The 25630-nt window shown below is 73.0% G+C and carries 25 protein-coding genes; 5 read left to right on the forward strand and 20 right to left on the reverse strand.

The genetic code is table 11. The annotated features are described in order from the left end of the window. Window positions 1-69: 69 nt before the first annotated feature. From ACTOQ2_RS23040 to ACTOQ2_RS23050, 3 genes are read left to right on the forward strand one after another with little or no spacing between them, the layout of a single operon-like run. Window positions 70-660 (forward strand): DUF5998 family protein, encoded by a 591-nt coding sequence (locus tag ACTOQ2_RS23040; RefSeq protein WP_344918415.1) that lies wholly within the window; start codon window positions 70-72, stop codon window positions 658-660. Further along, window positions 657-1784, forward strand: coding sequence for an alkaline phosphatase family protein (locus tag ACTOQ2_RS23045; RefSeq protein ID WP_440102042.1), 1128 nt, complete (start codon window positions 657-659; stop codon window positions 1782-1784). The genes ACTOQ2_RS23040 and ACTOQ2_RS23045 overlap by 4 nt, the downstream gene beginning before the upstream one ends. Further along, window positions 1781-2617 (forward strand): sulfurtransferase, encoded by an 837-nt coding sequence (locus tag ACTOQ2_RS23050; RefSeq protein ID WP_440102044.1) that lies wholly within the window; start codon window positions 1781-1783, stop codon window positions 2615-2617. The genes ACTOQ2_RS23045 and ACTOQ2_RS23050 overlap by 4 nt, the downstream gene beginning before the upstream one ends. Here the strand turns inward: ACTOQ2_RS23050 and ACTOQ2_RS23055 are convergent. The 4 genes from ACTOQ2_RS23055 to ACTOQ2_RS23070 all read right to left on the reverse strand — a co-directional run bounded on the left by ACTOQ2_RS23055 (window position 2557) and on the right by ACTOQ2_RS23070 (window position 7392). After that, window positions 2557-5229, reverse strand: coding sequence for a CHAT domain-containing protein (locus ACTOQ2_RS23055; RefSeq protein ID WP_440102046.1), 2673 nt, complete (start codon window positions 5227-5229; stop codon window positions 2557-2559). The genes ACTOQ2_RS23050 and ACTOQ2_RS23055 overlap by 61 nt on opposite strands. Then, window positions 5230-5694 (reverse strand): hypothetical protein, encoded by a 465-nt coding sequence (locus ACTOQ2_RS23060; RefSeq protein WP_440064626.1) that lies wholly within the window; start codon window positions 5692-5694, stop codon window positions 5230-5232. Next, window positions 5691-6263: an RNA polymerase sigma factor gene (locus ACTOQ2_RS23065; protein WP_440085118.1), complete on the reverse strand. Its 573-nt coding sequence runs from the start codon at window positions 6261-6263 to the stop codon at window positions 5691-5693. The genes ACTOQ2_RS23060 and ACTOQ2_RS23065 overlap by 4 nt, the downstream gene beginning before the upstream one ends. Before the next feature lie 61 nt (window positions 6264-6324). Next, window positions 6325-7392, reverse strand: coding sequence for a S8 family peptidase (locus ACTOQ2_RS23070; protein WP_440102048.1), 1068 nt, complete (start codon window positions 7390-7392; stop codon window positions 6325-6327). 208 nt (window positions 7393-7600) lie between these two features. On the opposite strand from ACTOQ2_RS23070, the gene ACTOQ2_RS23075 reads away from it, so the two are divergent. Further along, the gene (locus ACTOQ2_RS23075) at window positions 7601-8095 is read left to right on the forward strand and encodes a DUF3145 domain-containing protein (protein WP_344747901.1); all 495 of its coding nucleotides are present in this window, start codon (window positions 7601-7603) and stop codon (window positions 8093-8095) included. A 437-nt stretch (window positions 8096-8532) separates the two neighbouring features. On the opposite strand, the gene ACTOQ2_RS23080 is transcribed toward ACTOQ2_RS23075, so the two are convergent. The 15 genes from ACTOQ2_RS23080 to ACTOQ2_RS23150 all read right to left on the reverse strand — a co-directional run bounded on the left by ACTOQ2_RS23080 (window position 8533) and on the right by ACTOQ2_RS23150 (window position 23043). Further along, entirely contained in the window at window positions 8533-9954 is a 1422-nt protein-coding gene (locus ACTOQ2_RS23080) for an acyl-CoA carboxylase subunit beta (RefSeq protein ID WP_440102050.1), read from the reverse strand. Window positions 9955-10261: 307 nt separating this feature from the next. Beyond that, window positions 10262-11494 (reverse strand): beta-ketoacyl-ACP synthase II, encoded by a 1233-nt coding sequence (fabF, locus tag ACTOQ2_RS23085; protein WP_440102052.1) that lies wholly within the window; start codon window positions 11492-11494, stop codon window positions 10262-10264. Window positions 11495-11551: 57 nt separating this feature from the next. Further along, window positions 11552-11791, reverse strand: coding sequence for an acyl carrier protein (locus tag ACTOQ2_RS23090; protein WP_350945978.1), 240 nt, complete (start codon window positions 11789-11791; stop codon window positions 11552-11554). A gap of 65 nt (window positions 11792-11856) precedes the next feature. Further along, entirely contained in the window at window positions 11857-12813 is a 957-nt protein-coding gene (locus ACTOQ2_RS23095; protein WP_440085114.1) for a beta-ketoacyl-ACP synthase III, read from the reverse strand. 7 nt (window positions 12814-12820) lie between these two features. Then, window positions 12821-13732, reverse strand: a complete 912-nt coding sequence (locus ACTOQ2_RS23100; protein ID WP_440102054.1) for an ACP S-malonyltransferase — start codon at window positions 13730-13732, stop codon at window positions 12821-12823. Window positions 13733-13849: 117 nt separating this feature from the next. Next, window positions 13850-14959, reverse strand: coding sequence for a PucR family transcriptional regulator (locus tag ACTOQ2_RS23105; RefSeq protein ID WP_362838531.1), 1110 nt, complete (start codon window positions 14957-14959; stop codon window positions 13850-13852). Between the two features lie 275 nt (window positions 14960-15234). Next, window positions 15235-15717 carry a DUF350 domain-containing protein gene (locus tag ACTOQ2_RS23110; protein ID WP_440064613.1) on the reverse strand — a complete coding sequence of 161 codons (483 nt, stop codon included), beginning with the start codon at window positions 15715-15717 and terminating at the stop codon, window positions 15235-15237. Window positions 15718-15739: 22 nt separating this feature from the next. After that, complete coding sequence (locus ACTOQ2_RS23115; RefSeq protein WP_440102056.1) at window positions 15740-16900, reverse strand: glutathionylspermidine synthase family protein; 1161 nt, start codon at window positions 16898-16900, stop codon at window positions 15740-15742. A gap of 31 nt (window positions 16901-16931) precedes the next feature. Further along, the gene (locus ACTOQ2_RS23120; protein ID WP_440064610.1) at window positions 16932-17339 is read right to left on the reverse strand and encodes a hypothetical protein; all 408 of its coding nucleotides are present in this window, start codon (window positions 17337-17339) and stop codon (window positions 16932-16934) included. A gap of 121 nt (window positions 17340-17460) precedes the next feature. Further along, the gene (locus tag ACTOQ2_RS23125) at window positions 17461-18603 is read right to left on the reverse strand and encodes a sensor histidine kinase (RefSeq protein ID WP_440102057.1); all 1143 of its coding nucleotides are present in this window, start codon (window positions 18601-18603) and stop codon (window positions 17461-17463) included. After that, window positions 18600-19253 (reverse strand): response regulator transcription factor, encoded by a 654-nt coding sequence (locus tag ACTOQ2_RS23130; RefSeq protein ID WP_440102059.1) that lies wholly within the window; start codon window positions 19251-19253, stop codon window positions 18600-18602. The genes ACTOQ2_RS23125 and ACTOQ2_RS23130 overlap by 4 nt, the downstream gene beginning before the upstream one ends. Before the next feature lie 136 nt (window positions 19254-19389). Continuing rightward, a complete protein-coding gene (locus ACTOQ2_RS23135) occupies window positions 19390-20595 on the reverse strand; it encodes an ABC transporter permease (protein WP_440102061.1) in 1206 nt (401 codons plus the stop codon). Next, window positions 20592-21344, reverse strand: a complete 753-nt coding sequence (locus ACTOQ2_RS23140; protein ID WP_440102063.1) for an ABC transporter ATP-binding protein — start codon at window positions 21342-21344, stop codon at window positions 20592-20594. The genes ACTOQ2_RS23135 and ACTOQ2_RS23140 overlap by 4 nt, the downstream gene beginning before the upstream one ends. A gap of 137 nt (window positions 21345-21481) precedes the next feature. Then, complete coding sequence (locus ACTOQ2_RS23145; protein ID WP_440102065.1) at window positions 21482-22528, reverse strand: peptidoglycan-binding protein; 1047 nt, start codon at window positions 22526-22528, stop codon at window positions 21482-21484. Then, the gene (locus tag ACTOQ2_RS23150; RefSeq protein ID WP_440102067.1) at window positions 22525-23043 is read right to left on the reverse strand and encodes a hypothetical protein; all 519 of its coding nucleotides are present in this window, start codon (window positions 23041-23043) and stop codon (window positions 22525-22527) included. The genes ACTOQ2_RS23145 and ACTOQ2_RS23150 overlap by 4 nt, the downstream gene beginning before the upstream one ends. Before the next feature lie 104 nt (window positions 23044-23147). Here ACTOQ2_RS23150 and ACTOQ2_RS23155 point away from each other — a divergent pair, with 104 nt between their 5' ends. Continuing rightward, window positions 23148-23888 carry a hypothetical protein gene (locus tag ACTOQ2_RS23155; protein WP_440102069.1) on the forward strand — a complete coding sequence of 247 codons (741 nt, stop codon included), beginning with the start codon at window positions 23148-23150 and terminating at the stop codon, window positions 23886-23888. 135 nt (window positions 23889-24023) lie between these two features. Here ACTOQ2_RS23155 and ACTOQ2_RS23160 read toward each other — a convergent pair whose 3' ends face one another. Then, window positions 24024-25604, reverse strand: coding sequence for an alpha/beta hydrolase (locus tag ACTOQ2_RS23160; RefSeq protein ID WP_440102071.1), 1581 nt, complete (start codon window positions 25602-25604; stop codon window positions 24024-24026). Window positions 25605-25630 lie beyond the last annotated feature (26 nt).

Raw genomic sequence — 25630 nt, forward strand, 5'->3', positions numbered from 1 at the left:
TTTGCACCGCGGGCCGAAGCTCACGTGCTCCCGGTGAAAGCGCTGCCCCGGACAGGGCAGGATGGACCCATGAGGGAAACCCGACTCTCGTCCGCCGGCCTGCGCGACGCCATCGACCGCAGTGGCTACTATCCCGACCTGGTCGCCGACGCGGTCGAGTCCGCGCTCGGCAAGGAGCAGGTGGACGCCTACGTCGTGCACCACGAGGCCACCTTCGACCCGGCCATGGAGGTGCGCAGGCACGTCACCGTGCTGGTGCTCTCCCCCACCCGGCTGCTCGTCTGCCACACCGACGAGCACCCGCCGGTGGAGGGGGTGTCGGCGTCCCACGCCTCCACGACCACCGAGGCCGTGCGCCTCAGCCGGATCCAGTCGGTCGCGGTCACCCGGGTCGTCCCCGACCCCGCCTCCTACGTGCCGGGAGTGCCGCCCACGGAGGTCACGCTCACCATCGGCTGGGGAGCCATCTCCCACGTCGACCTGGAGCCGGCCACCTGCGGCGACGAGAACTGCGAGGCCGACCACGGATACACCGGCGCCATCACGGCCGACGACCTCTCCCTGCGGGTGAGCGAGGCGGCCGACGGGCCGGAGGCCGTCTCCCACGTGCTGGCCTTCGCCAAGGCACTGTCGGAGGCCACCGCCCGCACCGCCTCATGAACCCCCTGGTCCCCGCGTACGGGACGGCCTCGCTCGCGGACCTGTCCGCCTCGCTGCTCGCCGCGGTCGGGGTGGACGGCGACAACCCGCTGGATCTCGCCCCGGCGGGGCGGGTCCTGCTGTTCCTCGTCGACGGCATGGGCGCCGAGCTGATCCGGGCCCACCCCGACGTCGCGCCGTTCCTGTCCTCCCTGTCCGGCGGGGTGTCCGGCGGGGTGCTCACCGCGGGCTTCCCCGCCACGACCGTGACCAGCCTGGGCACCCTCGGCACCGGCATGCCGCCGGGCGGGCACGGCATGCTCGGCTACCAGCTCGCCGTGCCCGGCGCCGGATACATGCTCAACTGCCTGCGCTGGACCGCCCCGGGCCCCCTCGTCGAGCCCGGGGAGTGGCAGCCGGCCCCGACCGTCTACGAGCGCGCGGCGGCGGCCGGCGTCACGGTCAGCTACGTCGGCCCGGCCAAGTTCGAGACCACCGGCTTCAACAGGGCCGTCTACCGGGGCGTGCGCTTCGTCGGGGCCGACGAGGTCGACGACCGGATCGCCGGGGTCCGCCACGCGCTGGCCGAGCCCCGGGCCCACGTCTCGGTCTACTACGGCGACCTCGACTCCACCGGCCACGTCAACGGCTGGGGCTCCCCGGCCTGGCTCGACCAGCTCGCTCTGGTCGACCGGATGGCCGAGCGGCTGGCGGAGACGCTCCCGCCGAACTCGGCGATGTACGTCACCGCCGACCACGGCATGATCAACATCGCCGACCGCGTCGACGTCGACGCCCTCCCCGAGCTGCGCGAGGGCGTCACCCTGCTCGGCGGGGAGGCCAGGGCCCGCCACCTCTACACCGCCCCCGGCGCCTCGGCGGCGGTCCTCGACACCTGGCGCGACGTCCTCGCGGGAAAGGCGTGGGTGGTGTCCCGGGAGGAGGCGGTCGAATCCGGCTGGTTCGGGCCGGAGATCCGTCCGGAGTGGCTGCCCAGGATCGGCGACGTCCTCGCGGTGCCGTACACCGACTGCGCCGTCGTCGCCTCGGTCGCCGAGCCGCACGAGGCGGGGTTCCTCGGCTGCCACGGCTCGCTGACACCCGCCGAGCAGTACGTTCCCCTTCTGGAGGTAAGCACCCGATGAGCCCGCTGATCACCCCCGCCGAGCTGGAGGGCATGACCGGGGTGAGCGTCCTCGACGTGCGCTGGAAGCTCGTCGTCCTGCCCACGGGACCGGCCGGGATCGACTCCTACCGAGAGGGGCACATCCCCGGCGCGGTCTTCTGCGACCTGGAGACCGACCTCGCGGCCCACGCCGGGCCGGGGGGCGAGGGCGGGCGCCACCCGCTGCCCTCCGCCGAGGCGTTCCAGGAGGCGATGCGCCGGCTCGGCGTGTCCGGCTCCCGGACCGTCGTCGTCTACGACGGGGCCGACTCCACCGCGGCCGCCGCCCGCGCCTGGTGGCTCCTGCGCTACTTCGGCCACCCCGACGTGCGGGTCCTCGACGGGGGCCTGCGCGCCTGGGTCTCGGAGGGCCTGCCTGTCTCCGTCGAGGAGCGCCGCCCCGAGCCCGGCGACTTCGAGGCGCGGCCGGGCGGGATGCCGGTGCTCGACGCCACACGGGCCGGCGAGCTCGCCGCCGACGGGGTGCTGCTCGACGCCCGCGCGGCCGAGCGCTACCGGGGCGAGGTCGAGCCGATCGACCCGGTCGCCGGGCACATCCCGGGCGCGGTCAGCGCCCCCACCGGCGAGAACGTCGACCCCTCCGGCCGCTTCCACCTGCCCGACTTCCTGCGCGAACGCTTCAACACCCTGGGCGTCGTCCCCGGCGTGGAGGTCGGCGCCTACTGCGGATCCGGCGTGACGGCCGCGCACGAGGTGCTGGCCCTGGAGGTGGCCGGCATCCCGGCCGCGCTCTACGTCGGGTCGTGGTCCGACTGGGTGACCGACTCCTCCCGGCCGGTCGCCACCGGCTGACCGCCCCGGACGATCAGCTCCTTCCGGCCGGTCGCCACCGGCCGGCCGCCCCGGGTGACCGGCTCCTGCGGGCCGATCTCCACCGGCCGGTCCCCGCACCCGAAGCAGACGAAGCCCGCCACGCCGGTCTTCCCGCTCGCGACGGCCAGCGCCCGCGCGGGCGGGTCACCGGCGGCCAGCGCCCCGTGGAAGGCGGTCATCAGCGTCAGCGTCTCCTCGTCGCGCACCGGCACCAGGCTGGCCACCACGCATCGCGTCCCCAGTGACAGGAACGTGCCCGCCAGCCCCAGGGGCGCCCCGTCCGCGGGGGCGTGCGCCATCCCCGCGTCGCACGCCGACAGCACCACCAGCGCGGGCGGGGTGTGCAGCCGCAGCAGGTCGTACGCCATCAGCGGGCCGTCGTCGAGATCGATGCTCGACAGCAGCGGGCTGCGCGGGGAGAACATCCCGTGCGCGGCCAGGTGGGCCACGTCGGCCCGCTCCAGCGCCGCCATCACCTCCGCCCGCCGCGCCGCCACCCGCTCGGTCCCCGGATGGCACTCGCCGACCATGCGGGCCTCGGCCTCCGCGTACCGCAGCCCCGGTCCCGCCACCACCACCGGCACCGCCACCTCCCGCCCCTCCCGTACGGCCGGCACCCGCCACCCGGCCAGCCAGGCGGCGGCGCTGGCCGCCACGGTTACCGGCCGGTCGGCGTTCATCGGCAGCAGCGGCCAGGGCAGGGTGTGCAGCGTCCCCGTCGGCACGATCACCAGCGGCCGGCCGCCCAGCCGGTCACGCAGCGAGCCGAAGAGGAGCCGCTCCAGCTCCGCGGCCTCCGCGCCGGGCTCGGAGGCGCTCCCGTCGAGCAGGTGCGTCCTGCGCAGCCCGTACCGGAGGCGGACGGTGGCCTCGGCGATGGCGGCGAACGGTCCGAGACGGCGCAGCGTCACGCGGTCCCGGGCGACCACGACGGCCACCAGGTCACCCTCGTGGCGGACGAACTCCACCAGGATCGACTCCCCGAGCGCCGCCCGCAGCGCGGCCAGGCCGGGCGCGAGCGGCCGGCCGGTACCCCCGGTGACCGCCCGCCACCGCTCGGCCCAGGCCAGGACCGTGCGGCCCCGCCCGGTCCGCATCGCCAGGGCCAGCCCGAACCCGGCCAGCGGCTCACCGGCCCTGGCGGCGTGCGCGCGCACCACCGGATCCTCGAACGTCCTCGTCCCGGCGCCCACCTCCGCCAGCCCGGCCAGCACCGCGGCGAACGCCCCTCTCCGGTCGCCCGCCAGGGACCGTCGCAGCGCCGTCGCCTGAAGGGCGACCACCCCGCGGCCCGAGCGGGCCAGGAGAGCCAGCTGGTCCTCGGCGGACGGCCGGTCGTCCAGCCTGAGCGAGACCTCGGCGGCGGTGAGCCTGAGCGCCGCCGAGGTGTCCCCGTGCCCGGCGGCGTCGAGGGCGTCGGCGCACGAGAGCATCGCCGCGGGCAGCTCCGCCGAGGGCGGGTCCAGCGCGAGCCGGGCCCGCAGGACGATCTCGTCGGCCACCGGAGCCAGCACCGTCCGCCCCTGCGCGGCCAGCTCGCGGGCGGCCAGTTCGGCGCTCTCCCGGGCGCGGCGCGGATCACCGGTGCGCAGCTCGACCCTGGCGAGCAGGAGGAGGGCCTCGGCCAGCGCCGTCCCGGCGCCCGCCGCCACCAGCTCGGGAACCGCCATCTCCAGCAGCACCCGCGCCTCGCCGGGCAGGTGGGCGCCGACCAGGGCCTCGGCCAGGTCGCAGCGCACCGTCGCCAGCCGTTCCGGGTAGCCGACCAGGACGCTCTCCGCGCGCCGGTAGGCGCTGAACGCCGCGGGCAGGTCACCGCGCCGCGCGGCCAGGAACGGCAGGTTCCCCTCGGCGAGCGCGAGAACGTGTTCCAGGCCCGCGTCCCTCGCCAGCTCCGCGCACCGGCTCAGGTCGGCCTCCGCCGCCCCGAACTCCCCGAGGAACACCCGGGCGAGCCCGCGGTTCAGCATCGCCCCGGCGAGGAACCTGACGTCGCCGCCGAGGACGGGCACGGCCCGGTCGCAGTGGTCGACGGCCTCGCGGTAGCGGCCGAGCCGCGCCAGGGCCACGGCCCGGTGCACGCCGAGCTTGCCCACCTCGGCCGGGGTCAGGCCGGGCTCGGCGTCCGCGGCGACGGCCAGCGCCTGCTCCGGGTGCCCCAGCTCCGTGCGGACGTGGACCAGCGACAGCCGCGCCTGGGCCGCCCGGTGCGGCAGCCCCGCCGAGAGCGCGATCCGCACCGCCCGGCCCAGCCGCTCCTCGGCGAACGGCAGGTCGCCCAGCTCGCGCGCCGCCACCGCCAGCGCCCGGTGCGCCACCGCCTCCGCCTCGCAGTGCCCGCACCCCGCGACCCGGCCCGCGACCGCGCCGCCGTCACGACCGCCGCCCGAGTCGCTCTCCGGATCACGTTCCGGGGCGCCGCTGCCCGAAGCGCCACCCGGGCCGGGCCGATCGGCCACCTCCCGGCAGGACGCGGGAAGCGCGGCGAGGGCGGCGAGCACGGTGCGCGCGAGCGCGAGGGCGCGGGCCGGGTCGCTGCCCGAGAGCTCGACCGCGTGCTCGGCGGCGGCGAGCGCCTCGTCGGAGGTCACCTACGGGCGGATCCGGGTCCAGCTGGTGACCACGGGGCAGCCCTCGGGCCGGTGGCACACCACGCTGAACCAGCCCGGCGGCAGGCCGGTGACGGCGAACTGGCCCGTCGCGGACAGCGCGCGTGACTCGGTGAGGTGCAGGGTGCGGACCTCGACCAGCGTGCCCGCCTCGGGGCAGGGGGAGATCTGGCCCGCCAGGTCGACCAGGCCGTCCACGGAGGTGATCTCCAGCTCCACCGTGAGCTCGCCGGCGGTGAACCTCAGCAGCCGGGGCTCCTCGGCGGAGCGGACGCCTCGCGGCACGGGCGTGGCCACGGGGCGGGCCGTGGTGGCGTCGGGCAGCCGCAGGCCGAAGGCCGCGCGGGCGGCGGCCGTCACCCGCGCGGGCACCGGGTCGTTCCCCGAGGCCAGGCGCAGCGCGGCTATCAGGGACTCGTCGTCGATCGCCGTCGGATGTCGCGTCACGGTGTCGCCTCCCGGGCGGTGAGCAGGGTGCGGAGCCGGTTCAGGCAGCGGCCCCGGGTGGGGCCGTAACTGCCGCTGGGCATGCCCAGACGCCCGGCCAGCTGGTGGACGCCCGCGTCGGGGGCCGTGGCCATCAGCCGGAACAGCGAGCGGCACGGCTCCTGCATCTCGTCGACGGCCTGCCACAGGCGGCGGCCCTCGTCGGCGCTCAGCACGGCCAGCGCGGGATCGGCGTGGGCGTGCCCGGCGCCGGCCGGGGCGAGGTGCGCGTGCTCGGCGTCCGCCGGGTCGGCGACCAGCCGCTCGCCCCGGTGCCGCCGGCTCAGCAGGGACGCCTCGCGCTTGGCCGTGGTGAACAGCCAGGGACCGATCCTGTCCGGATCGCGGATGGTGTGCAGGCTCTCCAGCAGCCGCAGCCAGGTGCCCTGCACCGCGTCGGCGGCGTCGGCCGGGCTCAGGTCGTAGGCGCGCACGGCCGACCACAGCAGCCCTTCGAAACGGGTGACCAGCTCGTCCCAGGCCGCCTGGTCGTCCACCAGGATGGCGTCGATCGTGTGCTGGTCGCCCACCGGCACCTCCATGGCCGCGTAGAACACTCTGGGTGTTCGCGTGAAGACTTTGGGTGAGACTTTAGCCGGGCATGGGCACGACGACTCCCAAATCGGGGATCCGCCTGCTCCCGGACGGGTCGAGGACGTGCTTCACGGCCTCCGGGGAGGGCCGGTCCGCGCACGCCGCGGCGATCGCCCCACTCACCAGGGCGGTGGCGAAGGAGGTCCCGCTCCAGCGCGCGTAGCCCTGGAACGCGCCGTGCTCGAGGAAGGTGCTGGACAGCCACTCGCCGCGGGCGCACGCGTCCACCCACGGGCCGTACGCCGAGAACGGGGCCCTCGCCTCCCCCCGCGCGTCCAGCGCTCCGACGGCTATCACCCCCGGAGACGCGGCGGGCCAGAAGGGGCGGTCGGAGGCGGTGTTGCCCGCGCAGGCCACCGTGACCGTACCGGCCAGCCCTTCCAGGGCGGCCTCCACGAGCGGGGAGGGCCGGTCGTCGAAGGTGTGCCCGCCGAAGGACAGGTTGAGCACCCGCGGCGGTTCGGCCCGCAGCCGTCCCAGGACGTGCAGCAGCCCGGCCTCGTCCCCGATCCCGTGGCCGTCCAGCACCCGGATCGGCCGCAGGCGTGCCAGCGGGGCCGATCGCAGGATCAGCCCGGCGACGAACGTGCCGTGTCCCGCCTGGAGGTCCAGCTCGCCGTCGCCGTCCGAGTCGGGCGTCTCGGCGGCCTCCCGTCCCCGTTCCAGGAACCACGGCCTCTCCTGCCACCAGGGGTGCTCCGCCAGGCCGGTGTCGGCCAGCGCCACCGTCACGGCGCTCGCCGAAGGCCCGGCCGGGGCGGCCTCGGGCGCCGGGAGGGCGGCGCGGGGGAAGGGCCGGGAGGCCGGGCCCCCGAAATAGAGCGGCTGGCCCGTCAGGACGTGGTTGGGGGAGGCCCGGACGCCCCGTGCCCGTACCGACGCCACGAGGTCGCAGACGTCCACGCCCGCTGAGAGCCGCACCCGGTAGACGCCCCCGGTCTCGGTGACGGCCTCGGCCCAGCGAGCGGTGGCCGCGAGGCCCGAGGCGTCGGTCAGCAGCTGACCCTTCCTGATCAGGGCGGGCGAACCGGGGATGGGTTCGACCCGTTCGATACCGGTATTCATCTGGTCCTCCGGGGGGGGCGATCACCAGTTCGTGGGGCTTTCCTCATTCCCGAGGATGCCCCGGCCAATTGTCCGCGCCGCAACATCTCGGTATGACCCCCCTCTGGTGCGGCGTCACAACCGACGGTAGTCTCTCCTTCAGTCACTTGTGATCATCCTGGTATGAGGCCGTTGGGGAAGGCGCACCTCGTACGAAACGGGAGGTCCGGTGTCTGCTCGTGGCGTGCTTTACGTCCACTCGGCTCAGCCTGCGCTGTGCCCTCATATTGAATGGGCGGTCGCAGGTGTCCTTGGCGTGCCCGTGGACCTGACCTGGACGCCACAGCCCGCCGCGCCCGGCCACGTGCGCGCGCAGGCCGAGTGGGAGGCCCGTGTCGGTACCGCGGCGGCCATCACCTCGTCACTGATGGGCTGGCAGCGGATCCGCTTCGAGATCACCGAGGACGCCTCACCGGGCGCCGACGGCACCCGGCACGCCTACACCCCCTCCCTCGGCGCCTTCACGGCCGTGGTCGGGGCCACCGGCGACATCCTGATCCCGGAGGACCGGCTGCGCTCCGCCATGCTGATGGCCCGCCAGGGCCGCGTGGTGCTCGAGGAGGAGCTCGACCGCCTGCTGGGCAAGCAGTGGGACGCCGAGCTGGAGTCGTTCCGCTACGCGGGCGAGGGCGCTCCGGTCCGCTGGCTGCACGCCGCCGTCTGATCGGGCATGTCCCTGCCGGCGCCTTTCGCTCTCTCGCGGGGAACGGCCGCCGCGGACACGGTTTTGGAACGTGCCCGGCGGCCGTTCCGCCGGGACGGACGCGGCCCGCGGCGACGCCCTCGCGGCCTCGCGGCCCGTTTCGATCCCTCGCGCGGACGGCTCCCGCGGGCCGCCCGGCCACGATTGTCCCGCTCCGGGGAACGGTGTCACCGCGCGGAGGCCTCTCCCGCCGCGGGGGAAGGGCGGCGGGAGAACGGGTGAGCCCCCGCCGGCGGGACCGGCGGGGGCTCGTCGAACGACCGCGAGAAGGGGTAAGACCCGGCACCCGTGCCGGGCGCGCACCGGCGAAACGGGAACCCCGGAAACGGGGAACGCCCCGGCGCAAGCCGGAAGCTGCCTGAGAGCGCGCTTACCAAAGCACACTCTCAGGCAACGGATCAGAGAGGGATGTTGCCGTGGGCGCCCCTGGCGGGGGTCGCCTGGGCCAGGACCCTGGCGATGGCGCCCCGGGTCTCCTCGGGCTTGATGACCTCGTCGATCACGCCGAGCTCGACGGCCCGGTCGAGGCCGCCGGCGAGGATCTCGTGCTCCTCGGCGAGCCTGGTCTCCAGGGCTGCGCGCTCCTCCTCGGGAGCAGCCGCGAGCTCGCGGCGCTTGAGGACGCGGACCGCGGCGACCGCGCCCATGACGGCGATCTGGGTCGTCGGCCAGCCGAACACCTTGGTCGCGCCCAGCGAGCGGGAGTTCATCGCGATGTAGGCGCCGCCGTACGCCTTCCTGGTCACCAGGGTGATCCGCGGTACGGAGGCCTCGGCGAAGGCATGCAGGAGCTTGGCGCCGCGGCGGACCACGCCGTCGTGCTCCTGGCCGACGCCCGGCAGGTAGCCGGGGACGTCCACCAGGACGACCAACGGCACCCCGAAGGCATCGCACATCCGGACGAACCGCGCGGCCTTCTCCGCCGAGGCGGAGTCGAGGCAGCCGCCCAGACGCAGCGGGTTGTTGGCCACCACGCCCACGGTCCGGCCCCCGAGGCGGCCCAGGGCGGTGACGATGTTGGGCGCCCACTTGGCGTGCAGCTCCACACCCGGCTCGTCGAGCAGGCCCGTGACGAGCGGCTTCACGTCGTAGGCGCGGCGCACGTTGTCGGGCAGCAGGCCGGAGAAGTCGACCTCCTCGACCTCGGTGCGCGCCCGGCCCTGGTGACCGAGGAGCACCGCCAGACGGCGGGCCTGCACGTAGGCGTCCGTCTCGGTCCCGGTGACCACGTGGACGACGCCGCTTCGCCTGCTGTGCGGCTCGGGACCGCCCAGGGCGGCCATGTCGATCTGCTCGCCGGTGACGCTGCGGACCACGTCGGGGCCGGTGACGAAGATGCGCCCCTCGTCGGCCAGGATCACGATGTCGGTCAGCGCCGGGCCGTACGCGGCACCGCCGGCGGCGGGGCCGACGACCACGGACAGCTGCGGGACCACGCCGGAGGCACGGGTCATCGCGGCGAAGACGCGGCCGACCGCGTGCAGCGACTCCACCCCCTCGGCGAGGCGGGCGCCGCCGGAGTGCCAGACGCCGATGACGGGAACCCGCTCGCGGACCGCGACGTCGTAGGCGTGCACGATGTGCTCGCACCCCTCGCTGCCCATCGCACCGCCCTGGACGCGGGCGTCGCTGACGAACGCGACGACCGGCACACCCTCCACGCGGCCCGTCGCGGCGAGGATGCCGCTGCGGTCGACCGGCGAGATCAGACGCGGCGAGCCCTCGTCGAGCAGGGCGGAGAGACGCACCTGGGGGTCACGGGGATCGAGAGGGTCCTGTCCGGGCTCCTCGTTCACCACCCTGTTGCCGAGCACGGTCATCAGCTACCTCCAGCATGGAGACCCCGGAGCTCAGTCCTGGGCGGGAAACGCGGCGCGTCGCCGCGCGGGTGTTGGCGGACTTCCGGCCGTCCGGCGGCGAGAACCGAGCCGCCGGACCTACCGCCGGGCCGGCGAGATGTACGGCCGGCGAAGGCCGCCGGCCGGTTTCCCGTCCCTCGTCTCGACCGGAACGGCGACCGCCCGCGAAGCGGGGAGGCCCGGCCCGTGAGGGCTGGAGCTCCCCGGCTCGCGTCGCGGGAGGGAGGCCGGCACGGGCTTCCTGTCAGAGGCCGGTGAAGACCACTGCTCAGAGGCTGGTGAAGGCCACGGCGACGTCGTGTCCGCCGAACCCGAAGGAGTTGTTGATCGCGGCGATCTGGCCGTCGGGCAGGGCGCGCGGCTCGTCGCGCACGATGTCGACCTCCACGCCGTCGTCGAGGTCGTCCACGTTGATCGTCGCAGGCGCGCGACGCTCGTGCAGCGCGAGGACGGTGAAGACGGACTCGATGCCGCCGGCGCCGCCGAGCAGGTGACCGGTCATCGACTTGGTGCCGCTGACCAGGGGGTGGTCGCCGATGACCTCCTTGATCGCCATCGTCTCCACCACGTCACCCGCGGGGGTGGAGGTGGCGTGCGCGTTCACGTGCTTGATGTCCTGGCCCGTGAGGCCGGCGTTCTCCAGGACGCGGCGCATGGCCAGCATGATCCCGGCGCCGGTGGGCTCGGGCTGCGCGATGTGGTGGGCGTCGGCCGAGTAGCCGACGCCGGCGGCCACGGCGTAGATCGTGGCGCCGCGCGCGAGGGCGTGCTCCTCGGACTCCAGCACCAGGATGCCCGCGCCCTCGCCGAGGACGAAGCCGTCGCGGCCCTTGTCCCACGGCCTGGAGGCGCGCTGCGGCTCGTCGTTGCGGGTGGACATGGCGCGCATCGCGGCGAAGGAGCCGATGTTCAGCGGGTGGATGGCCGCCTCGGTGCCGCCGGCCACGACCACGTCGGCCCGGCCGGAGCGGATCATCTCGATGGCGTATCCGATCGACTCGGCGCCGGTGGCGCAGGCGCTCACCGTGGCGTGGACGCCGGCGCGCGCGCCGACCTCGATGCCGATCCAGCCCGCCGAGCCGTTCGGCATCAGCATGGGGACGGTGAACGGTGAGAGCCGCTGCCAGCCCTTCTCCTTGAAGGTGTCGTAGGCGGCGAGGATCGTGGTGATGCCCCCGATACCGCTGCCCACGACGACGCCGAGCCGCTCGGGGTCGACCTTGTCGATCGCGGCGTGCGCCCACGCCTCACGGGCCGCGATCAGGGCGAACTGCTCGGCCCGGTCCAGCCGCCGTGACTCCGGCCGGGGCAGGACCTCGGTCGGTTCCACGGCGGAGAGGCCGGCGAACTTCACCGGGACGGAGTCGACCCAGTCGGCCGTGATGGTGCTTATCCCCGACTGACCGGCGAGGAGCGCCGACCAGGTCGAGGCGACGTCCCCACCGAGGGGCGTGGTCGCGCCGAGCCCGGTGACGACGACACGTACCTGGTCTGTACTCACTGCTGCGCTCCTTGTGAATCGCTGGTCAAATCGGTCGGGGGAGAAGGCCGGGACGTCTCAGTTCTGGATGAAGTTGATGACGTCCTTGACGGTCTTGAGGTGCTTGAGCTGGTCGTCCGGGATCTCGACGCCGAACTCGTCCTGAGCGGCGACGGCGATCTCGACCATGGACAGCGAGTCGATGTCGAGGTCGTCGACGAAGCTCTTCTCCGGGGTGACCTCGGTGGCCGGGATCCCGGTGATCTCATTGATGATCTTGCCGATACCGGCGAGGATCTCCTGCTCGGTCAGAGCCATGTCGCGTGTTCTCCTTGCGATCGGGTTTCTTCTGGTTTCCCGTGCGGCGGGGCCGCGCGGAAGCTCTAGGGGATCTCGATGACCTGGCCCGCGTAGGTCAGGCCCGCGCCGAACCCCAGCAGCAGGGCGAGCCCGCCCGACCGCACCTCGCCGCGCTCGATCATCCGGGACAGGGCCAGCGGGATCGAGGCGGCGGAGGTGTTGCCCGCCAGGACGATGTCCTTGGCGACGACGGCGTTGTCCGCGCCGAGCCTGCGGGCGATCGCCTCGATGATGCGGAGGTTGGCCTGGTGGGGCACGAAGGCCGCGAGGTCGGCCGGGTCCACCCCGGCACGGTCGCAGATCTCCTTGGCGATGGGGTGAAGCGCGGTGGTCGCCCAGCGGAACACGGTCTGGCCCTCCTGGTGCAGGAAGGAGTCGCGGTCCTTGATGATGATCGCGTCGAACTTGTCGCCGGCGCTGCCCCACACGACGGGGCCGATCCCCGGCGTGTCGGAGGGGCCGACGACCGCGGCGCCCGCGCCGTCGGCGAAGATCACCGCGGTGGCCCGGTCGGTCCAGTCGATCCATTGGGAGAGCTTCTCGGTGCCGACGACGAGCACGTGGGTGGCCGAGCCCGCGCGGATCGCGTCGTTGGCGACCGCGAGCGCGTAGCAGAAGCCCGAGCAGGCGGTGTTGACGTCGAACGCGCCGGGGGCGTCGATACCGAGCCGCGTGGCCACCCGGCCGGCGGCGTTGGGGATCTGCGTCTCCAGCGTGCAGGTGGCGACGATCACCAGGTCGATGTCGGAGGCCGCCAGGCCGCTCGCGGCGAGGGCCTTGCCGCCCGCCTGCACGGCCAGGTCGATCTCGGACTCGCTGTCCGGGGCGATCCGGCGTTCCTTGATGCCGACGCGGCTCTGGATCCAGGCGTCGTCGGTCTCCATGGTCGCCGACAGGTCGTCGTTGGTGACCACGTTGGAAGGCTGGTAGTGACCGAAGGCCAGGATCCTCGCGCCCGGCGCGCCCTGTGAGATCTTCATTCGTCGATCACCGTTCCTCATGCGACCCGAGGGCGGCTCGCGCGGCCTCCAGGTCGTCGGGGGTCTTCAGGGCGACGGTCGTCACCCCGCGCAGAGCACGCTTGGCCAGGCCGGTGAGCGTGCCGCCGGGGACAAGTTCGATCATCGTGGTGACACCGCGCTCGGCCATCGTGGCCATGCAGGCGTCCCAGCGCACCGGGTTGGCGACCTGGGTGACCAGGCGCTCCATGAACTCGGCGCCGCTCGTGACCGCCGCGCCGTCGCTGTTGGACAGCAGCGTGACGGAAGGGTCGGCCGGCGTGATACCCGCCGTGGCCTCGCGCAGGTGGCTCGCCGCGGAGGCCATGTGCTCGGTGTGGAACGCGCCGGCGACCGACAGCGCGATCACCCGGGCCCGCGCGGGCGGCTCGGCCTTGAACGCGGCCAGCTGCTCCAGCGTGCCGCCGATCACGATCTGCCCGGCGCCGTTGATGTTGGCGGGGGTGAGCCCCTTGTCGGTGATGGCCGCGAGGACCTCCTCCTCGACGCCACCGAGAACGGCGGACATGCCGGTCTCGGTGATCGTCGCGGCCTTGGCCATGGCCTGGCCGCGCTCGCGGACGAGGCCGACGGCCTGCTCGGGGGTGATCACTCCGGCCAGGGCGGCGGCGGTGAACTCGCCCACGCTGTGCCCGGCGACGATGTCGGGAGAGGCCCCGAGGACCTCGGCGACCGCCAGGCCGGCGGCCACGAGCAGTGGCTGCGCGACGGCGGTGTCACGGATCTCGTCCGCGTCGGCGGTGGTTCCGTAGGCGATCAGATCGAGGCCGGCGAGCTCCGACCAAGCGGTCAGCCGATCGGCCACGCCCGGGAGTTCGAGCCATGGACTGAGAAAGCCTGGAGTCTGGGCACCCTGGCCCGGAGCGACGATGACGAGCACAAAATCCAGCCTGCCCTGTAGAGGTTCACTACATGGATAGAGATCCAGACGAAGTTTGTCCCCACTTCTTTGTAGGGAAGCTACAGCGAGAGTTTCGCAAAGGTTAAGTAAAGAGCTCTAGGTCGGCGGCGTTTCGGACAGACGCCCGAGAATCAGCCCCACCTGGAGGGTGAAGGCGGATCGTCCCTCGGTCGGCTGGTAGCCGGTCAACTCCGTGATCTTACGAAGACGGTAGCGCACCGTGTTCGGATGGACGAACAACAGCCGGGCCGTCGCCTCCAGGGAGGTGCCCTGCTCCAGATAGGTCGCGAGGGTGTCGAGGAGCGGCGTACCGATCAGCGGCAGGTAGACGTTCTCGATCAGCTGCGCCCTGGCGTCGCCGTCGCCGTCGATGGCCCGCTCGGCCAGCAGGTCCTCGGCGTGGACCGGCCTGGGCGCGTCCGGCCACCCCGCGGCGGCCCGCAGCCCGGCCATCGCCGCCCGCGCCGAGCTGGCGGCCGAGTGCAGGTCGGCCACCTCGGGCCCGATCACGATCGGGCCGGGGCCGAAGCGCGGCACCACGTGCCTGGCCGCCGCGGCGACGCTGTCCGCCCCGCCCACGATCACGATCAGCCGGTCCCCCTGCACCCCGGCCAGCATGTCCAGGCCCGACCTGCGGCCCCGGTCGCGCAGCGCGTCGATCACCGCCTGCGGGTCGTCGTCCGGGGTCTGCCCGGCCAGCACCACGACGGGGGCGGAGGTCCAGCCGAGCGCGGCGGCCCACGAGTGCAGGCCGTCGTCGACCTCGCCCCTGACCAGGGCGTCCACGATCAGCGCCTCCAGCCGCGCGTCCCATGCCCCGCGGGCCTCGGCCTCCCGCGCGTACACCTGCGCGGCGGCGAACGCGACGTCGCGGGTGTAGCGGAGCATAGCCTGCTGGAGCTGGTCCTCCCCGCCGGGCGCGGCCAGATCCCCGGTCTGCGCCTCGACCACCTCGACCACGACCCGCACGATGTCGACGGTCTGCTGCAGCGAGATGGACCGCTTCAGCTCCCTGGGCGCGGTGCCGAAGAACTCGATGCTGGGCGTCGGGCGGCCCTCGCCGGCGTGCTGGAACCACTCCACGAACGCGGCGATCCCGGCTTGGGCCACCAGCCCGACCCAGGATCTGTCCTCGGCCGACAGGGCACGGAACCACATGAGCCGGTCGTCCATCCGGGACATGGCGGCCGTGCCCAGCGTGCCCATGGCCCGCTCCAACCGGCGGGTGGTGTCCTCCCGGATCCGGTCCGAGTCGAGATCACTCCCGTCTTCCCCGGTCACGACGTCGCTGTTGCTGAACCCTCGCTCGTTCCGCTCCCTCACGCCACTAAGAGTGCCAGGTCGCGCGAGATGCGCCAGCCGCGGTCACGGACAGCGCGCGCTCCCCGGTCTTGTACGTCCTGCACGAACCGGCCCCGTACGTCCGCAGGGGCGCGGACGTACGGAACGGGTGGGCGCGGCCCGACGGCCGGTGCGGGGGCTCAGATGACCGCGACGGCGGTGATCAGACCGATCGCCAGGTGGGTGACCGCGAGCAGCCGGGCGCCCGGCTGGAGCTCCGGCTCCGTGACCAGCTCGCGCACCGAGATGCCGGCCACCTTGTCGAACGCGAGCATCGCCACGGTCTGCACGGCGATGCCGACCAGGCCGAAGACCAGCGTCGCGAGCAGGCCCTCGTGCAGGGCGCCGCCCGAGGACCAGATGGAGGCCGCCACGATCAGGCCGACGGCCGCCAGCCCCGAGCCGGTGAGCAGGGTCGCGTTGGGGTTGCGCTCCTCCTTGATGAGCTTGCTGAGCTTGCCGGGGGTGACCAGGTCGATCACGTAGAAGCCGACGATCAGCAGGATCACGCCGAGCGCGGCGTACGAGGCGATCGCGAGCGCGCCGCGCCCGAGGGTCTCGGCGAGCGAGATCGTCACGTCGGGCAGCGCGGGCGGCGTGGGCGGCGCGGGGGTGGGACTCATGTGTCGTTTCTCTTTCCGGGACTCAGAGCTCGATGCGGTGCGGGACGAATGACGACGTGTCGTCGGTGATGAACCCCGAGGTCTCGCGGATGCCGACACCCGCCGCCTCGTCGTGGACGACCCAGGCGCCGAGCACGGGGCGCCAGCCCTCGAAGACGGGCAGCGCCTGGAACTCCTGGTAGACGTATCCCTCGGCGCCGTAGCCGCCGGGGGTCTCGACGTGCTCGCCGGGGGTGACGATCCGCATGTTGGCGCCCTCGCGGCCGAGTAGCGGCTTGACGATGTACGAGGACATGTCGCGGGGACCGTCGAGGTAGGCGGGCAGCAGGTTCGGGTGCTGTGGGTACAGCTCCCAGAGCACCGCGAGCAGCGCCTTGTTGGACAGCAGCATCTTCCACAGCGGCTCGATCCAGGTCGTCGAGACCTGCTGGCGCACCGCCCGCGCCCCGAACGGGTCGGCGACGGCCCACTCCCACGGGTACAGCTTGCAGAGCGAGCGGATCACCCTGCGCTCCATGTCGACGAAGCGGAGGTTGAGGTCGTCCCAGCCGATGTCCTCCATGGCCACCGCGACGGTCTTGAGCCCCGCCTGGTCGGCGGTCTCCTGCAGGTAGGCGAGGGTCATCACCTCCTCGCCCGACTCGTCCATGTTGGTCCAGGCGAAGTGCGTGGGCCCGGTGGGCAGGCCGGTCGAGATTTGCTGCCACCTGGCGATCAGCCGCTCGTGGATGGAGTTCCACTGGTCGTCGTCCGGGTAGCGGTCGCGCAGCCAGAACCACTGCACCACCGAGCTCTCCAGGAGGCTGGTGGGGGTGTCGGCGTTGTACTCCAGCAACTTGGCGGGGCCGGTCCCGTCGTAGCGCAGGTCGAAACGGCCGAACAGGTGCGGGTCGTTCCGCTCCCAGGAGGCGGCGACCTCCGGGGCCAGCCACTCGGGGATCGCGAAGTCGGTGTAGCGGCCCTTGGCGACGACGTGCTCCACGGCGTGCAGGCACATCCTGTGCAGTTCCTCGACCTGGTTCTCCAGATCGAGGACCTCGTCCATGGAGAAGACGTACTGGACGGTCTCGTCCCAGTACGGGCGGTCGAGGCCTGCAGGATGGGCCGAGCGGTGGTAGGCGAGGCCGTGGCTCTCGATGACGCTCTCCCAGTCGTCGCGGGGGAGCGAGGTCTCGCGTCTCATCTCCTGCTCACCTGCTGCTCATCGGGCCGGATCAGCTTCCGCCGCCCGATCCGCCGCGCCCGCCGAAGCCGCCCCGCTGGATCACCGTGCCCTTACGGGTGGTGATGTGGACGTCGGAGGGACGCACGGTGGTGCCCTTCCTGATGTGGGCGCCGGACCTGATGCCACCGTAGTACCAGCCGTAGGCGCCCCGTGACCCGTAGTAGTGCCTGTCGTCGTCGCAGTAGTCCTCGTCCACGACCGCGTAGGTGCCGTCCGGCTGGCGGCTGTTGAGGTCGACGCACTCGGCGCCCACCTCCTCGTAGTCCTCCTGCGCGGAGCAGTAGCCGATGAGGAGCAGGGAGACGACACCGATCCCGGTGATGGTGACCGCCTTGGAGGCCTTGAAACCCGAGGACTTGGGAGGCGTTTTCCCCGAAGGGTTCCGCGGTGCGGCCATCGGGTGTTGTGGTCGTGCGGCCATCGAGCTCCAATGAGATAAGTCGCCACAGGTTATCGAGGTGGTTTTGTCTGTTCAACCGTCATCCGGATCTTTCGCGGGAAATCGCCGGGGTCCGGGCTCACAGCCGTACGGTGACCACCAGCCCCCCGCCGGGACGGGGACGGGCCTCGGCGGAGCCGCGGTGGGCCTGGGCGATCGCGCGGACGATGGACAGGCCGAGACCGGCGCCCCCGGCCGAGCCGGTGCGGTCGTGGTCGAGGCGGCGGAACGGCTCGAAGAGGTCCTCGACCCGGCCCGCGGGGACGACGCGGCCGGTGTTCTCCACGGTGACGACGCTTCCCCAGCGGTCGCTGCGGGTGCGCAGGAGGACCAGGGCGCGCTCGTCGTTGTACTTCACGGCGTTGTCCAGCAGGTTGCCGATCATCCGCTCCAGGAGCACCGGGTCACCCTCCGCCGGGGCCGGGCGCAGGTCGGCGGTCGTCTCGGGAACCGAGGCCATCGCGCTCGCCGCGAGCTCGGCGAGGTCCACGGGCAGGCGTTCCGCCGGCTCGCGCTCGCTCTGCGCCAGCAGGAGCAGACCCTCGATCAGCCGCTCCTGGCGGGCGTTGGCGTTCAGCAGCTCGGTACCGACCGTCCTGACCTGCCGGGGCAGCTCGGGGTCGGTCATGGAGACCTGGAGCAGCGCCCGGTTGATCGCCAGGGGGGTGCGCAGCTCGTGGGAGGCGTTGGCGACGAACCTGCGCTGGCTGTCGAAGGCGCGGCTGAGGCGTTCCAGCATGGAGTCGAAGGTGTCGGCCAGGTCCCGGATCTCGTCGCGGGGGCCTCCCAGGGCGATCCGCTCGTGCAGGGTGCTCTCCGACAGGCGGCGGGCCGCCTCGGTCATCGTCTGCAGCGGGGCCATCGCCCGGCGGGCCACGATCCAGCCGATCCCCAGCCCGGCCACCCCGACGATGGCGACCGCCAGCAGGGACCACTGGAGCATCGACCCCATCACGTCCTCGCGGTACTGGGCCCGCGCGTCGCTGACGGCCCGCAGGAAGAGCGTGTCCTTGGGCACCGACATCATGACGGACGGCTGCGCCGACGGTTTCAGGGCTGCCAGCGCCTCCGGGACCCCCTGGATGGTCATCTTCGAGGGCCGGGAGAGCACGTCCCGCACGAACAGGTAGTTGACCCCGACGAGCACGACCCCCACCCCGAAGAACAGGCTGCCGTAGACCAGGGTCAGGCGCAGCCGCACCGAGACGCGCCGCGAGGTCAAAGCCGGTATCCCGACCCGGTCACCGTCTCCACCACCGGCGGGGCGCCGAGCTTCTTGCGCAGGGTCATCACGGTGACCCTGACCGAGTTGGTGAAGTAGCTGATGTTCTCGTCCCATGCCTTCTCCAGGAGGTCCTCGGCGCTGACCAGGCCGCCGTCGGCGCGCATCAGGATTTCCAGCACCGCGAACTCCTTGGGGCTCAGCGCCACGTACCGGCCGTCGCGGAAGACCTCGCGGCGGCCGGGGTCCAGGGTGATGCCCGCCCTGCTCAGCACCGGCGGCACCGACTGGGGAGACCGGCGGGCCAGCGCGCGCAGCCGGGCGACCAGTTCGGGGAAGTCGAAGGGTTTGGTGAGGTAGTCGTCGGCGCCGATCGACAGGCCCTCGACCTTCGAGCGCAGGTCGCCGGCGGCGGTCAGCATGATGATCCTGGCGGGGATCCGGCCGGCCACGAGGCGGCGGCAGACCTCGTCCCCGTGCAGCACCGGCAGGTCCCGGTCCAGCACGATCACGTCGTAGTCGTTGACCGCCGCCCGCTCCAGCGCCGCGTCGCCGTCGTAGACGACGTCCACGGCCATGGTCTCCCGGCGCAGGCCGGTCGCCACGATGTCGGCGAGCACCCGCTCGTCCTCCGCAATGAGCACTCGCATGGGTGTCATCCTGCTTTTCCATGGCTAAACACCGGATAAAGGGTCCCCGGCCCGCGCCGGTCGTACCTGCCCGTCCCCGGCTCCCTCCCCCGGGCAAGCGGCGCCGAGGGAGGGGCGCGGGGGAGGGGCGCGGCGTTCAGGCGGTACTGAGGGCGAGGGTCGGCGACATGCGCGCCGCGCGCATCGCGGGGTAGATCCCCGCGACGGTCCCGACCAGCAAGGTCGCCCCGGCACCGCCCGCCAGGGCCCAGAGGGGAACCACGGCGGGCAGGTCGCCCACGGCCGCGTACCCGACCGTCACCAGCGTCCCCAGCACCGCCCCCGCGGCGCCGCCCGCGCCGGACAGCAGCAGCGACTCGGCCAGGAACTGGGCGCGCACCTGGCCCCTGGTGGCGCCGAGCGAGCGCCGCAGGCCGATCTCCCCCCGGCGCTCCAGTACCGAGATGACCATGGTGTTGGCCACGCCCACCCCGCCGACCAGCAGCGCCACCCCGCCGAGGCCGAGCAGCAGGCCGGTGAGAGCCCCGTCGGCCGCCGCCCTGGCCACCAGCGCGTCGGACGGCCGGCTGACCTCCACCTCCTCGGGGTTCTCCGGGTTGACGGTCCTGGGCAGCACCTCCCGTACGTCGCCGACGGCCTCGTCGGCCGAGCGGGTGTAGAGCGTGGTCGGGTGGCCGTCGAAGCCCAGGTGGGTGCGGGCGGCCTCGAAACCGGTCAGTACGGACCGGTCGATCTCCGGGGCGAGCGGCGAGGGAGCCAGCACGCCGACGACCGTCCACCACTGCCTGCCGATCCAGACCTGGTCGCCTACGTCCCGCAGGCCCAGCCGCGAGGCCGCCACCGCTCCGAGCACCACCGCCCGCTGCTCCGCCGTCGCCCGGTTGAGCCAGGCGCCTCGCTCGACCCGGGTCTGGAGCGTGGCCGGCAGGTCCGGCGAGGCCGCCCGGACGGCGATCCCGCCGGTGTGCTCCCGGGGGATCGCGGCGGTCCGCCGTACGCTCTCGCCGGTGTCGCCCGTGGCGCTCGCGCTCGTCACGGGGCCGATCCCGGCGGCCATGGCGACCGACCTCTCGGGCAGCGTGGCCGTGTCGCCGAAGAGGGTCCGGCCGGGGGTGACGGTGAGCAGGTTCGTACCGAGCCGGTCGAGCTCGTCGAGGAGCCTGGCCTTGCTGGAGGAGGAGATCCCGACGACCGAGACCATGGTGGCGACGCCGAGCGCGATGCCGAGCGCCGACAGCACCACCCGTCCCGGCCGGGTCCGCAGCCCGGACGCCCCCACCCGCAGCAGGTCCGCCCAGCCGAGCCGCCCCGGCGCCAGGTCACGCCTGGTTTCGGCGCTCATGTCGTGCCTCCCGTGCTTCCCGTGCTTCCCGTGCTTCCCGTGCTTCCCGCGCGGGTCACGCCGGGAGACCTCTCGTCGGCGACGATCACGCCGTCGCGCAGCCTGACGCGGCGCGGTGCGGCGGCGGCCACCTCCTCGTCGTGGGTGATGATCGCCACGGTGGTGCCGGAGGCGTTGAGCTCGCGCAGGATCGCCAGCACGCCCTGGCCGGAGGAGGTGTCGAGGTTTCCCGTCGGCTCGTCGGCCAGCAGCAGCGACGGTCCTCCGGCCACCGCCCTGGCCACCGCGACCCGCTGGCACTCGCCACCGGACAGCTCGTGCGGCCGGTGGGCCAGCCGGTGCCCGAGACCGACGCGCCCGAGCGCTTCGGCGGCCCGTTCCCGCCGTTCCCGGCGCGGGGTGCCGCCGTACAGCATCCCGTCGGCGACGTTGTCGAGCGCGCTGACCCCGGCGGCCAGGTGGAACCGCTGGAAGACGAAGCCGATGTGCCGGGCGCGCAGCGCGGACAGCTCCCTGTCGGGAAGCGTTCCGGCGTCGTGCCCGGCGATGCGGACGGTCCCGGCCGAGGGACGGTCGAGAGTGCCGATCAGGTGGAGCATGGTGGACTTTCCCGACCCCGAAGGGCCGACGATGGCGACGAGTTCGCCCGCGTCCACGCGCAGGTCCACACCCCGCAGGGCGCGCACCCCGCCCGGGTAGCTCTTCTCCGCCCCCGACAGCTCGATCACCGGCCGTCGCCCGGCCCGCACGGCGGGGTTCCGGGAGGCGGGGCTCTGTGAGACGGGGTCCTGTGCCGCTCGGTCCTGTGCCGCCCGGTCCTGTGCGGCGGGGTTCCGGGAGGCCGGATCCTGTGCGGCGGGGAGAGGCGGTCGTTCGGGGTTCCGGCTCATGACCGCGGGACCTCGGCCTTCATGCCCTCGGCGAGACCGCTCCCCGAGACCTCGACGCGGCCCGCCGCGAACAGACCGGTCTCGACCGGGACGATCCTGCCACCCGCCAGGCGCAGGCCGTACCCGCCCTCGCGCAGGGCGAGCAGGGCCTCGACCGGTACCGACAGCACGTCCGCGCGCCGCTCGCTGCGGAGGTTCACCGTCACGGGGGCCTGGTCGAGGCGGCCGAGGTCGCCGGGGTCGTCCAGGGTGACGTCGAGGTCGACGGTGGACTCGCCGGTCGGCTGCCCGTTCTGTCGCACGGGCTCGGCGACCGTGCCGACCGAGGTGATCCGGCCCCTGCCCTCGCCGCCGCCCGGCAGCTCCACCGTCACCCGGGCGCCGATCCTGGCGAGCCGCTGGTCGCCGGAGTCGAGGTCGACGTGGACGACCCTGCGGGTGCTCGTCGTGGTCACCACGGACCGGCCGGCCGCGGTCCCGGCCTCCGCGACCACCTCGGCGATCCTGACCGGGCCCGAGGCGACCACGACCTGCGCCGCGCCGACCGTGCCGGTCTCGGCCAGGCCCGCCTCCTCCTGCCACTCCCGTACGGCCCGCTCGGTCCGCCAGGAGAAGTCTCCGTCGACGGTCCCGGGGTCGTGGCCGAGGGTTTTGAGGTTGCGTTCCAGCTGCTCGACGTCCTTGCCGCCGGTCCCGGAGGACAAAGTTCGGTATATCGGGATGTCGCCGTACATGAGGATCACCGGTCTGCCGTCCACCCGGTAGAGCCAGCCGCCCCGGCGCACGACGGCGCCCGCCTTCTTGACCCGGGTCACCGTTCCGGGGGCGTGGTTGGGCAGCTCTCTGCGGCCCGCGTAGCCGAGCATGCCGTCCACCGCCTTGGTGTCCACCAGATCCGAGCGGGTGATCTCGGCCACCGGCGCCGGGGCCGCAGAGGCGGCGGCCGGGGCCCCGTCCTGGCCGGTCAGCGCGACCGCCGTCACGCCTCCCGCGCCGAGGAGGACCGCCGCGGCCGTCCCGGCCAGGACCCCGCCCCGCCTCACGGCCGCCTCCCGAGACCGCCGGGCAGGTGCTCCTGGCAGGCGTCGATCGCCTTCCTCGTCCGCGGCGACTGCGGGTCCATCCCCTCGCCCCCTATGCGGACCGGCCCCCCCGAGAAGTCGGGGTCCAACATGTCGACCCCGTTCTCCCGCATGCACCGGGCGAACCTCAGGAGGGCGTCCTGGGTCTTCGGGTCGTTCAGCATTTTCTTTCCGGAACCGATCGGATTGTATTTCCGGCAGGCATCCGACGCTTTTTTCAGGGTCGCGTCATCGGTTTTGCCACGCAGCATCACGTTGCCACCGCCCGGTTCCGGATCGGGCATGTCGACCCCGTTCTCCCGCATGCACTGGGCGAATTTCAGCCCGTCGGCCTGCGACGACGCGGAAGACGACGCGGAGGGGGCGGCCGAGGCGGCCGTTTCCCCTGCGGAGGCGACCTTCGCGCCCTCCGCCTGCCCGCACCCGGCCAGCGTCGCCAAAGAGATGAGCGCCGCCGCTGTCACGTATTTGTTCATCGCCATTCCCTTCGTATGGGAACAGGTATAGCGAAGACCCTGTTAAACATTCCTTAAGCGAATTCGCTTAACTCGCCTTTACGTCCGCCGTCCGGTGGAGGAGGGTGATCGCCGCCGTCAAGCTGCTGCACGTGCGCTTCACCGAGGAGACCCACGCGCGCTCCCGCTTCGCCCGCGAGCTGGCGGCGGCCCGCAAGGTGGACGCCTTCTGTACCGCCCGGGTGCTCGCCGCCGACCTCGACGGCGAGGCGCCCTACATCGCGAGCGAGCTGATCGAGGGCCCCTCGCTGCGCGAGATCGTCGAACGCGACGGGCCACTGGCAGGGGAGGCGCTCGAACGCCTCGCCGTCGGCACCGCCACCGCCCTGACCGCGATCCACCACGCGGGCATCGCCCACCGCGACGTGCTCGCCCGCGCCAGCGAGAGGATCGACACGCTGAAGGACCTGCGCGGCAAGAGGATCTGCCTGTCACCGGGCCAGACCACGGGCACGATGATCCGCGAGAGGGGCGTCGACTTCGTCGACGTACGGGGGCCCGACCCCGCGCAGTGCGCGTCCCAGGTGGCCGACGGCAGCGCCGACGCCATGGTCGGCGACGACCTGCTGATCGCCGGCTTCGGCGCCCGGCTGTGCGACGTCAAGGTCGAGATCGCCGGGCTCAGGCTCACCACCGAGAGGTACGGCGTCGCGCTCAGGTCCGGAGACCCCGTGGCGTGCCGGAAGATCAACGAGGTGATCACCTCGATGTACGCGGACGGGACCATGGAGCGCCTGCTCGAAGAGCACCTGGGCAGGGTCGGCTTCCGCTTCGAGACCGCGCGGCCGCGCCTGGAGACCTGCTGAGGTACGCCCGTTTCGAGACCCAGCGGTCCCACAGGGAGATCTGCTGAGGCATGCCCGTTTCGAGATCGAGCGGTCCCGCAGGGAGATCTGCTGAGGCCCGGCGGGGATCCGCCGGGCGTCTCCCGGGAAGTCGCGTCACGAGCCGGTGCAGACGACCCCCCTGCCCGGGACCTTCCCGTCGATCAGGTAGGCGTCGATCGCCTTCTTGACGCACGTGTCACCGGACAGGTAGGCGCCGTGTCCCTCGCCCTTGTAGGTCACCAGCACGCCCGTCCTGAGCTCCGCCGTCAGCTTCGGTGCCCACTCGTACGGCGTGGCGGGGTCGCCGGTGCCGCCGACCACCAGGATCGGCGCCGAGCCCGTGGCGTTGATCCGCCTGGCCTCGTCGTTGCCGGGGACCGGCCACATCGAGCAGATCAGGCCCATTCCCGCGCCGCCGAACAGCGGGGAGACCTTCAGCGTCTCGTCCTCCAGCGCGTTCAGCTGCTCGGGGGTGGGCCGCTCCGCGGTGTCCGCGCAGCTGATCGCGGGGAAGCTGCTCATGAGCGTCGTGTAGCTCCCGTCGGGCTGGCGGCCGCTGTAGCTGTCGGACAGCGCCAGCAGGATCCGCCCGTCGCCCTTCGCCGCCTGGCTCAGCGCCTGGTCCAGCAACGGCCAGGTCATCTTCGAGTACAGCGCGGCGGCGATGCCGGTGCCCGCCAGCCCCTGCGTCAGGAGACGCTTGCCGACCTTGAGCGGCTTGTCGTTCAGCTCGTCCATGAGCTTCATGACGTTCTTGTCGGCGATGGTCGCGTCACTGCCGATCTCGCACTCGCGGGGCTGCTTCACGCAGTCCTTCAGGAAGGCCTCGTAGGCGTTCTGGAACCCCTTCGTCTGGACCATCGTGCGTGTCGCCATGGTGACGCTCGGGTCCAGCGGGGCGTCCAGCACGAACCGGCCCACGTTCTTCGGGAACCTGGTCGCGTAGACCGCGCCGAGCTGTGTCCCGTACGAGATGCCGAAGTAGTCCAGTTGCTTCTCGCCCAGGGCCGCGCGGAGGCGGTCCATGTCCGCGGCGGCGTTCACGGTGCCGATGTAGGGCAGCAGCCTGCCCGAGGTCTGCTGGCAGGCCGTCACGAACTCCTTGGTGGTCTCCCGGCTCCTGGCGCGCTCGGCCTCGTTGGCGGGCAGGGTGTCCATCGCGGTGAACCGCTCTATCACCGCGCTGTCCCCGCACCTGACACCGGCGCTGCGGCCGACCCCGCGCGGGTCGAAGCTGACCAGGTCGTAGCGGCTGTTCAGAGTGGTGAATGCCTTGGCGGCCTGGCTCATGGTGTCGACGCCCGAGGCGCCGGGGCCGCCGAAGTTGAAGACCAGCGAGCCGATCCGCCTGCCGGGGTCCGTGGCCTTGACGCGGATGACGGCGATCTCGATGGACTCGCCGTCCGGTCTGGCGTAGTCGAGCGGGACCTTGAGCCTCCCGCACTGCTGGGCGGGGTCCTGCTTGGAGGGGGTCGCACCGCCGGGCCGCTTGATGTCGGTGCACGGGCCCCAGGCGATCGTCTCCGCGGGGGTGGCCGTCGTCGGGGTGGCGACCGGTCCGGAGGTGTCCGAGACGGCACCGCCCTCGACGGTCCCGCCTCCGCCGGCGCCGTCCCCGCCGGAGCCGCCACCGCAGGCGGAGAGCACGGTCGACAGGGCCGTGACCGTCGCGGCCACTCTAAGGATTCTTGCCATGGAACAGCTCTCCCCTGGAATCGTTC

The sequence above is a fragment of the Streptosporangium sp. H16 genome (assembly GCF_051918855.1).
GTDB lineage: Bacteria > Actinomycetota > Actinomycetes > Streptosporangiales > Streptosporangiaceae > Streptosporangium.

Bases quoted from the DNA above. Each gene is read 5' to 3' on its own strand.
- ACTOQ2_RS23150 (WP_440102067.1), bottom strand. From the start codon at position 23,043: ATGAACAAATACGTGACAGCGGCGGCGCTCATCTCTTTGGCGACGCTG.
- ACTOQ2_RS23040 (WP_344918415.1), top strand. From the start codon at position 70: ATGAGGGAAACCCGACTCTCGTCCGCCGGCCTGCGCGACGCCATCGAC.
- ACTOQ2_RS23115 (WP_440102056.1), bottom strand. From the start codon at position 16,900: ATGAGACGCGAGACCTCGCTCCCCCGCGACGACTGGGAGAGCGTCATC.
- ACTOQ2_RS23070 (WP_440102048.1), bottom strand. From the start codon at position 7,392: ATGAATACCGGTATCGAACGGGTCGAACCCATCCCCGGTTCGCCCGCC.
- ACTOQ2_RS23105 (WP_362838531.1), bottom strand. From the start codon at position 14,959: ATGGGCACGCTGGGCACGGCCGCCATGTCCCGGATGGACGACCGGCTC.
- ACTOQ2_RS23045 (WP_440102042.1), top strand. From the start codon at position 657: ATGAACCCCCTGGTCCCCGCGTACGGGACGGCCTCGCTCGCGGACCTG.
- ACTOQ2_RS23130 (WP_440102059.1), bottom strand. From the start codon at position 19,253: ATGCGAGTGCTCATTGCGGAGGACGAGCGGGTGCTCGCCGACATCGTG.
- ACTOQ2_RS23110 (WP_440064613.1), bottom strand. From the start codon at position 15,717: ATGAGTCCCACCCCCGCGCCGCCCACGCCGCCCGCGCTGCCCGACGTG.
- ACTOQ2_RS23095 (WP_440085114.1), bottom strand. From the start codon at position 12,813: ATGAAGATCTCACAGGGCGCGCCGGGCGCGAGGATCCTGGCCTTCGGT.
- ACTOQ2_RS23135 (WP_440102061.1), bottom strand. From the start codon at position 20,595: ATGAGCGCCGAAACCAGGCGTGACCTGGCGCCGGGGCGGCTCGGCTGG.
- ACTOQ2_RS23160 (WP_440102071.1), bottom strand. From the start codon at position 25,604: ATGGCAAGAATCCTTAGAGTGGCCGCGACGGTCACGGCCCTGTCGACC.
- ACTOQ2_RS23080 (WP_440102050.1), bottom strand. From the start codon at position 9,954: ATGACCGTGCTCGGCAACAGGGTGGTGAACGAGGAGCCCGGACAGGAC.
- ACTOQ2_RS23120 (WP_440064610.1), bottom strand. From the start codon at position 17,339: ATGGCCGCACCGCGGAACCCTTCGGGGAAAACGCCTCCCAAGTCCTCG.
- ACTOQ2_RS23050 (WP_440102044.1), top strand. From the start codon at position 1,781: ATGAGCCCGCTGATCACCCCCGCCGAGCTGGAGGGCATGACCGGGGTG.
- ACTOQ2_RS23090 (WP_350945978.1), bottom strand. From the start codon at position 11,791: ATGGCTCTGACCGAGCAGGAGATCCTCGCCGGTATCGGCAAGATCATC.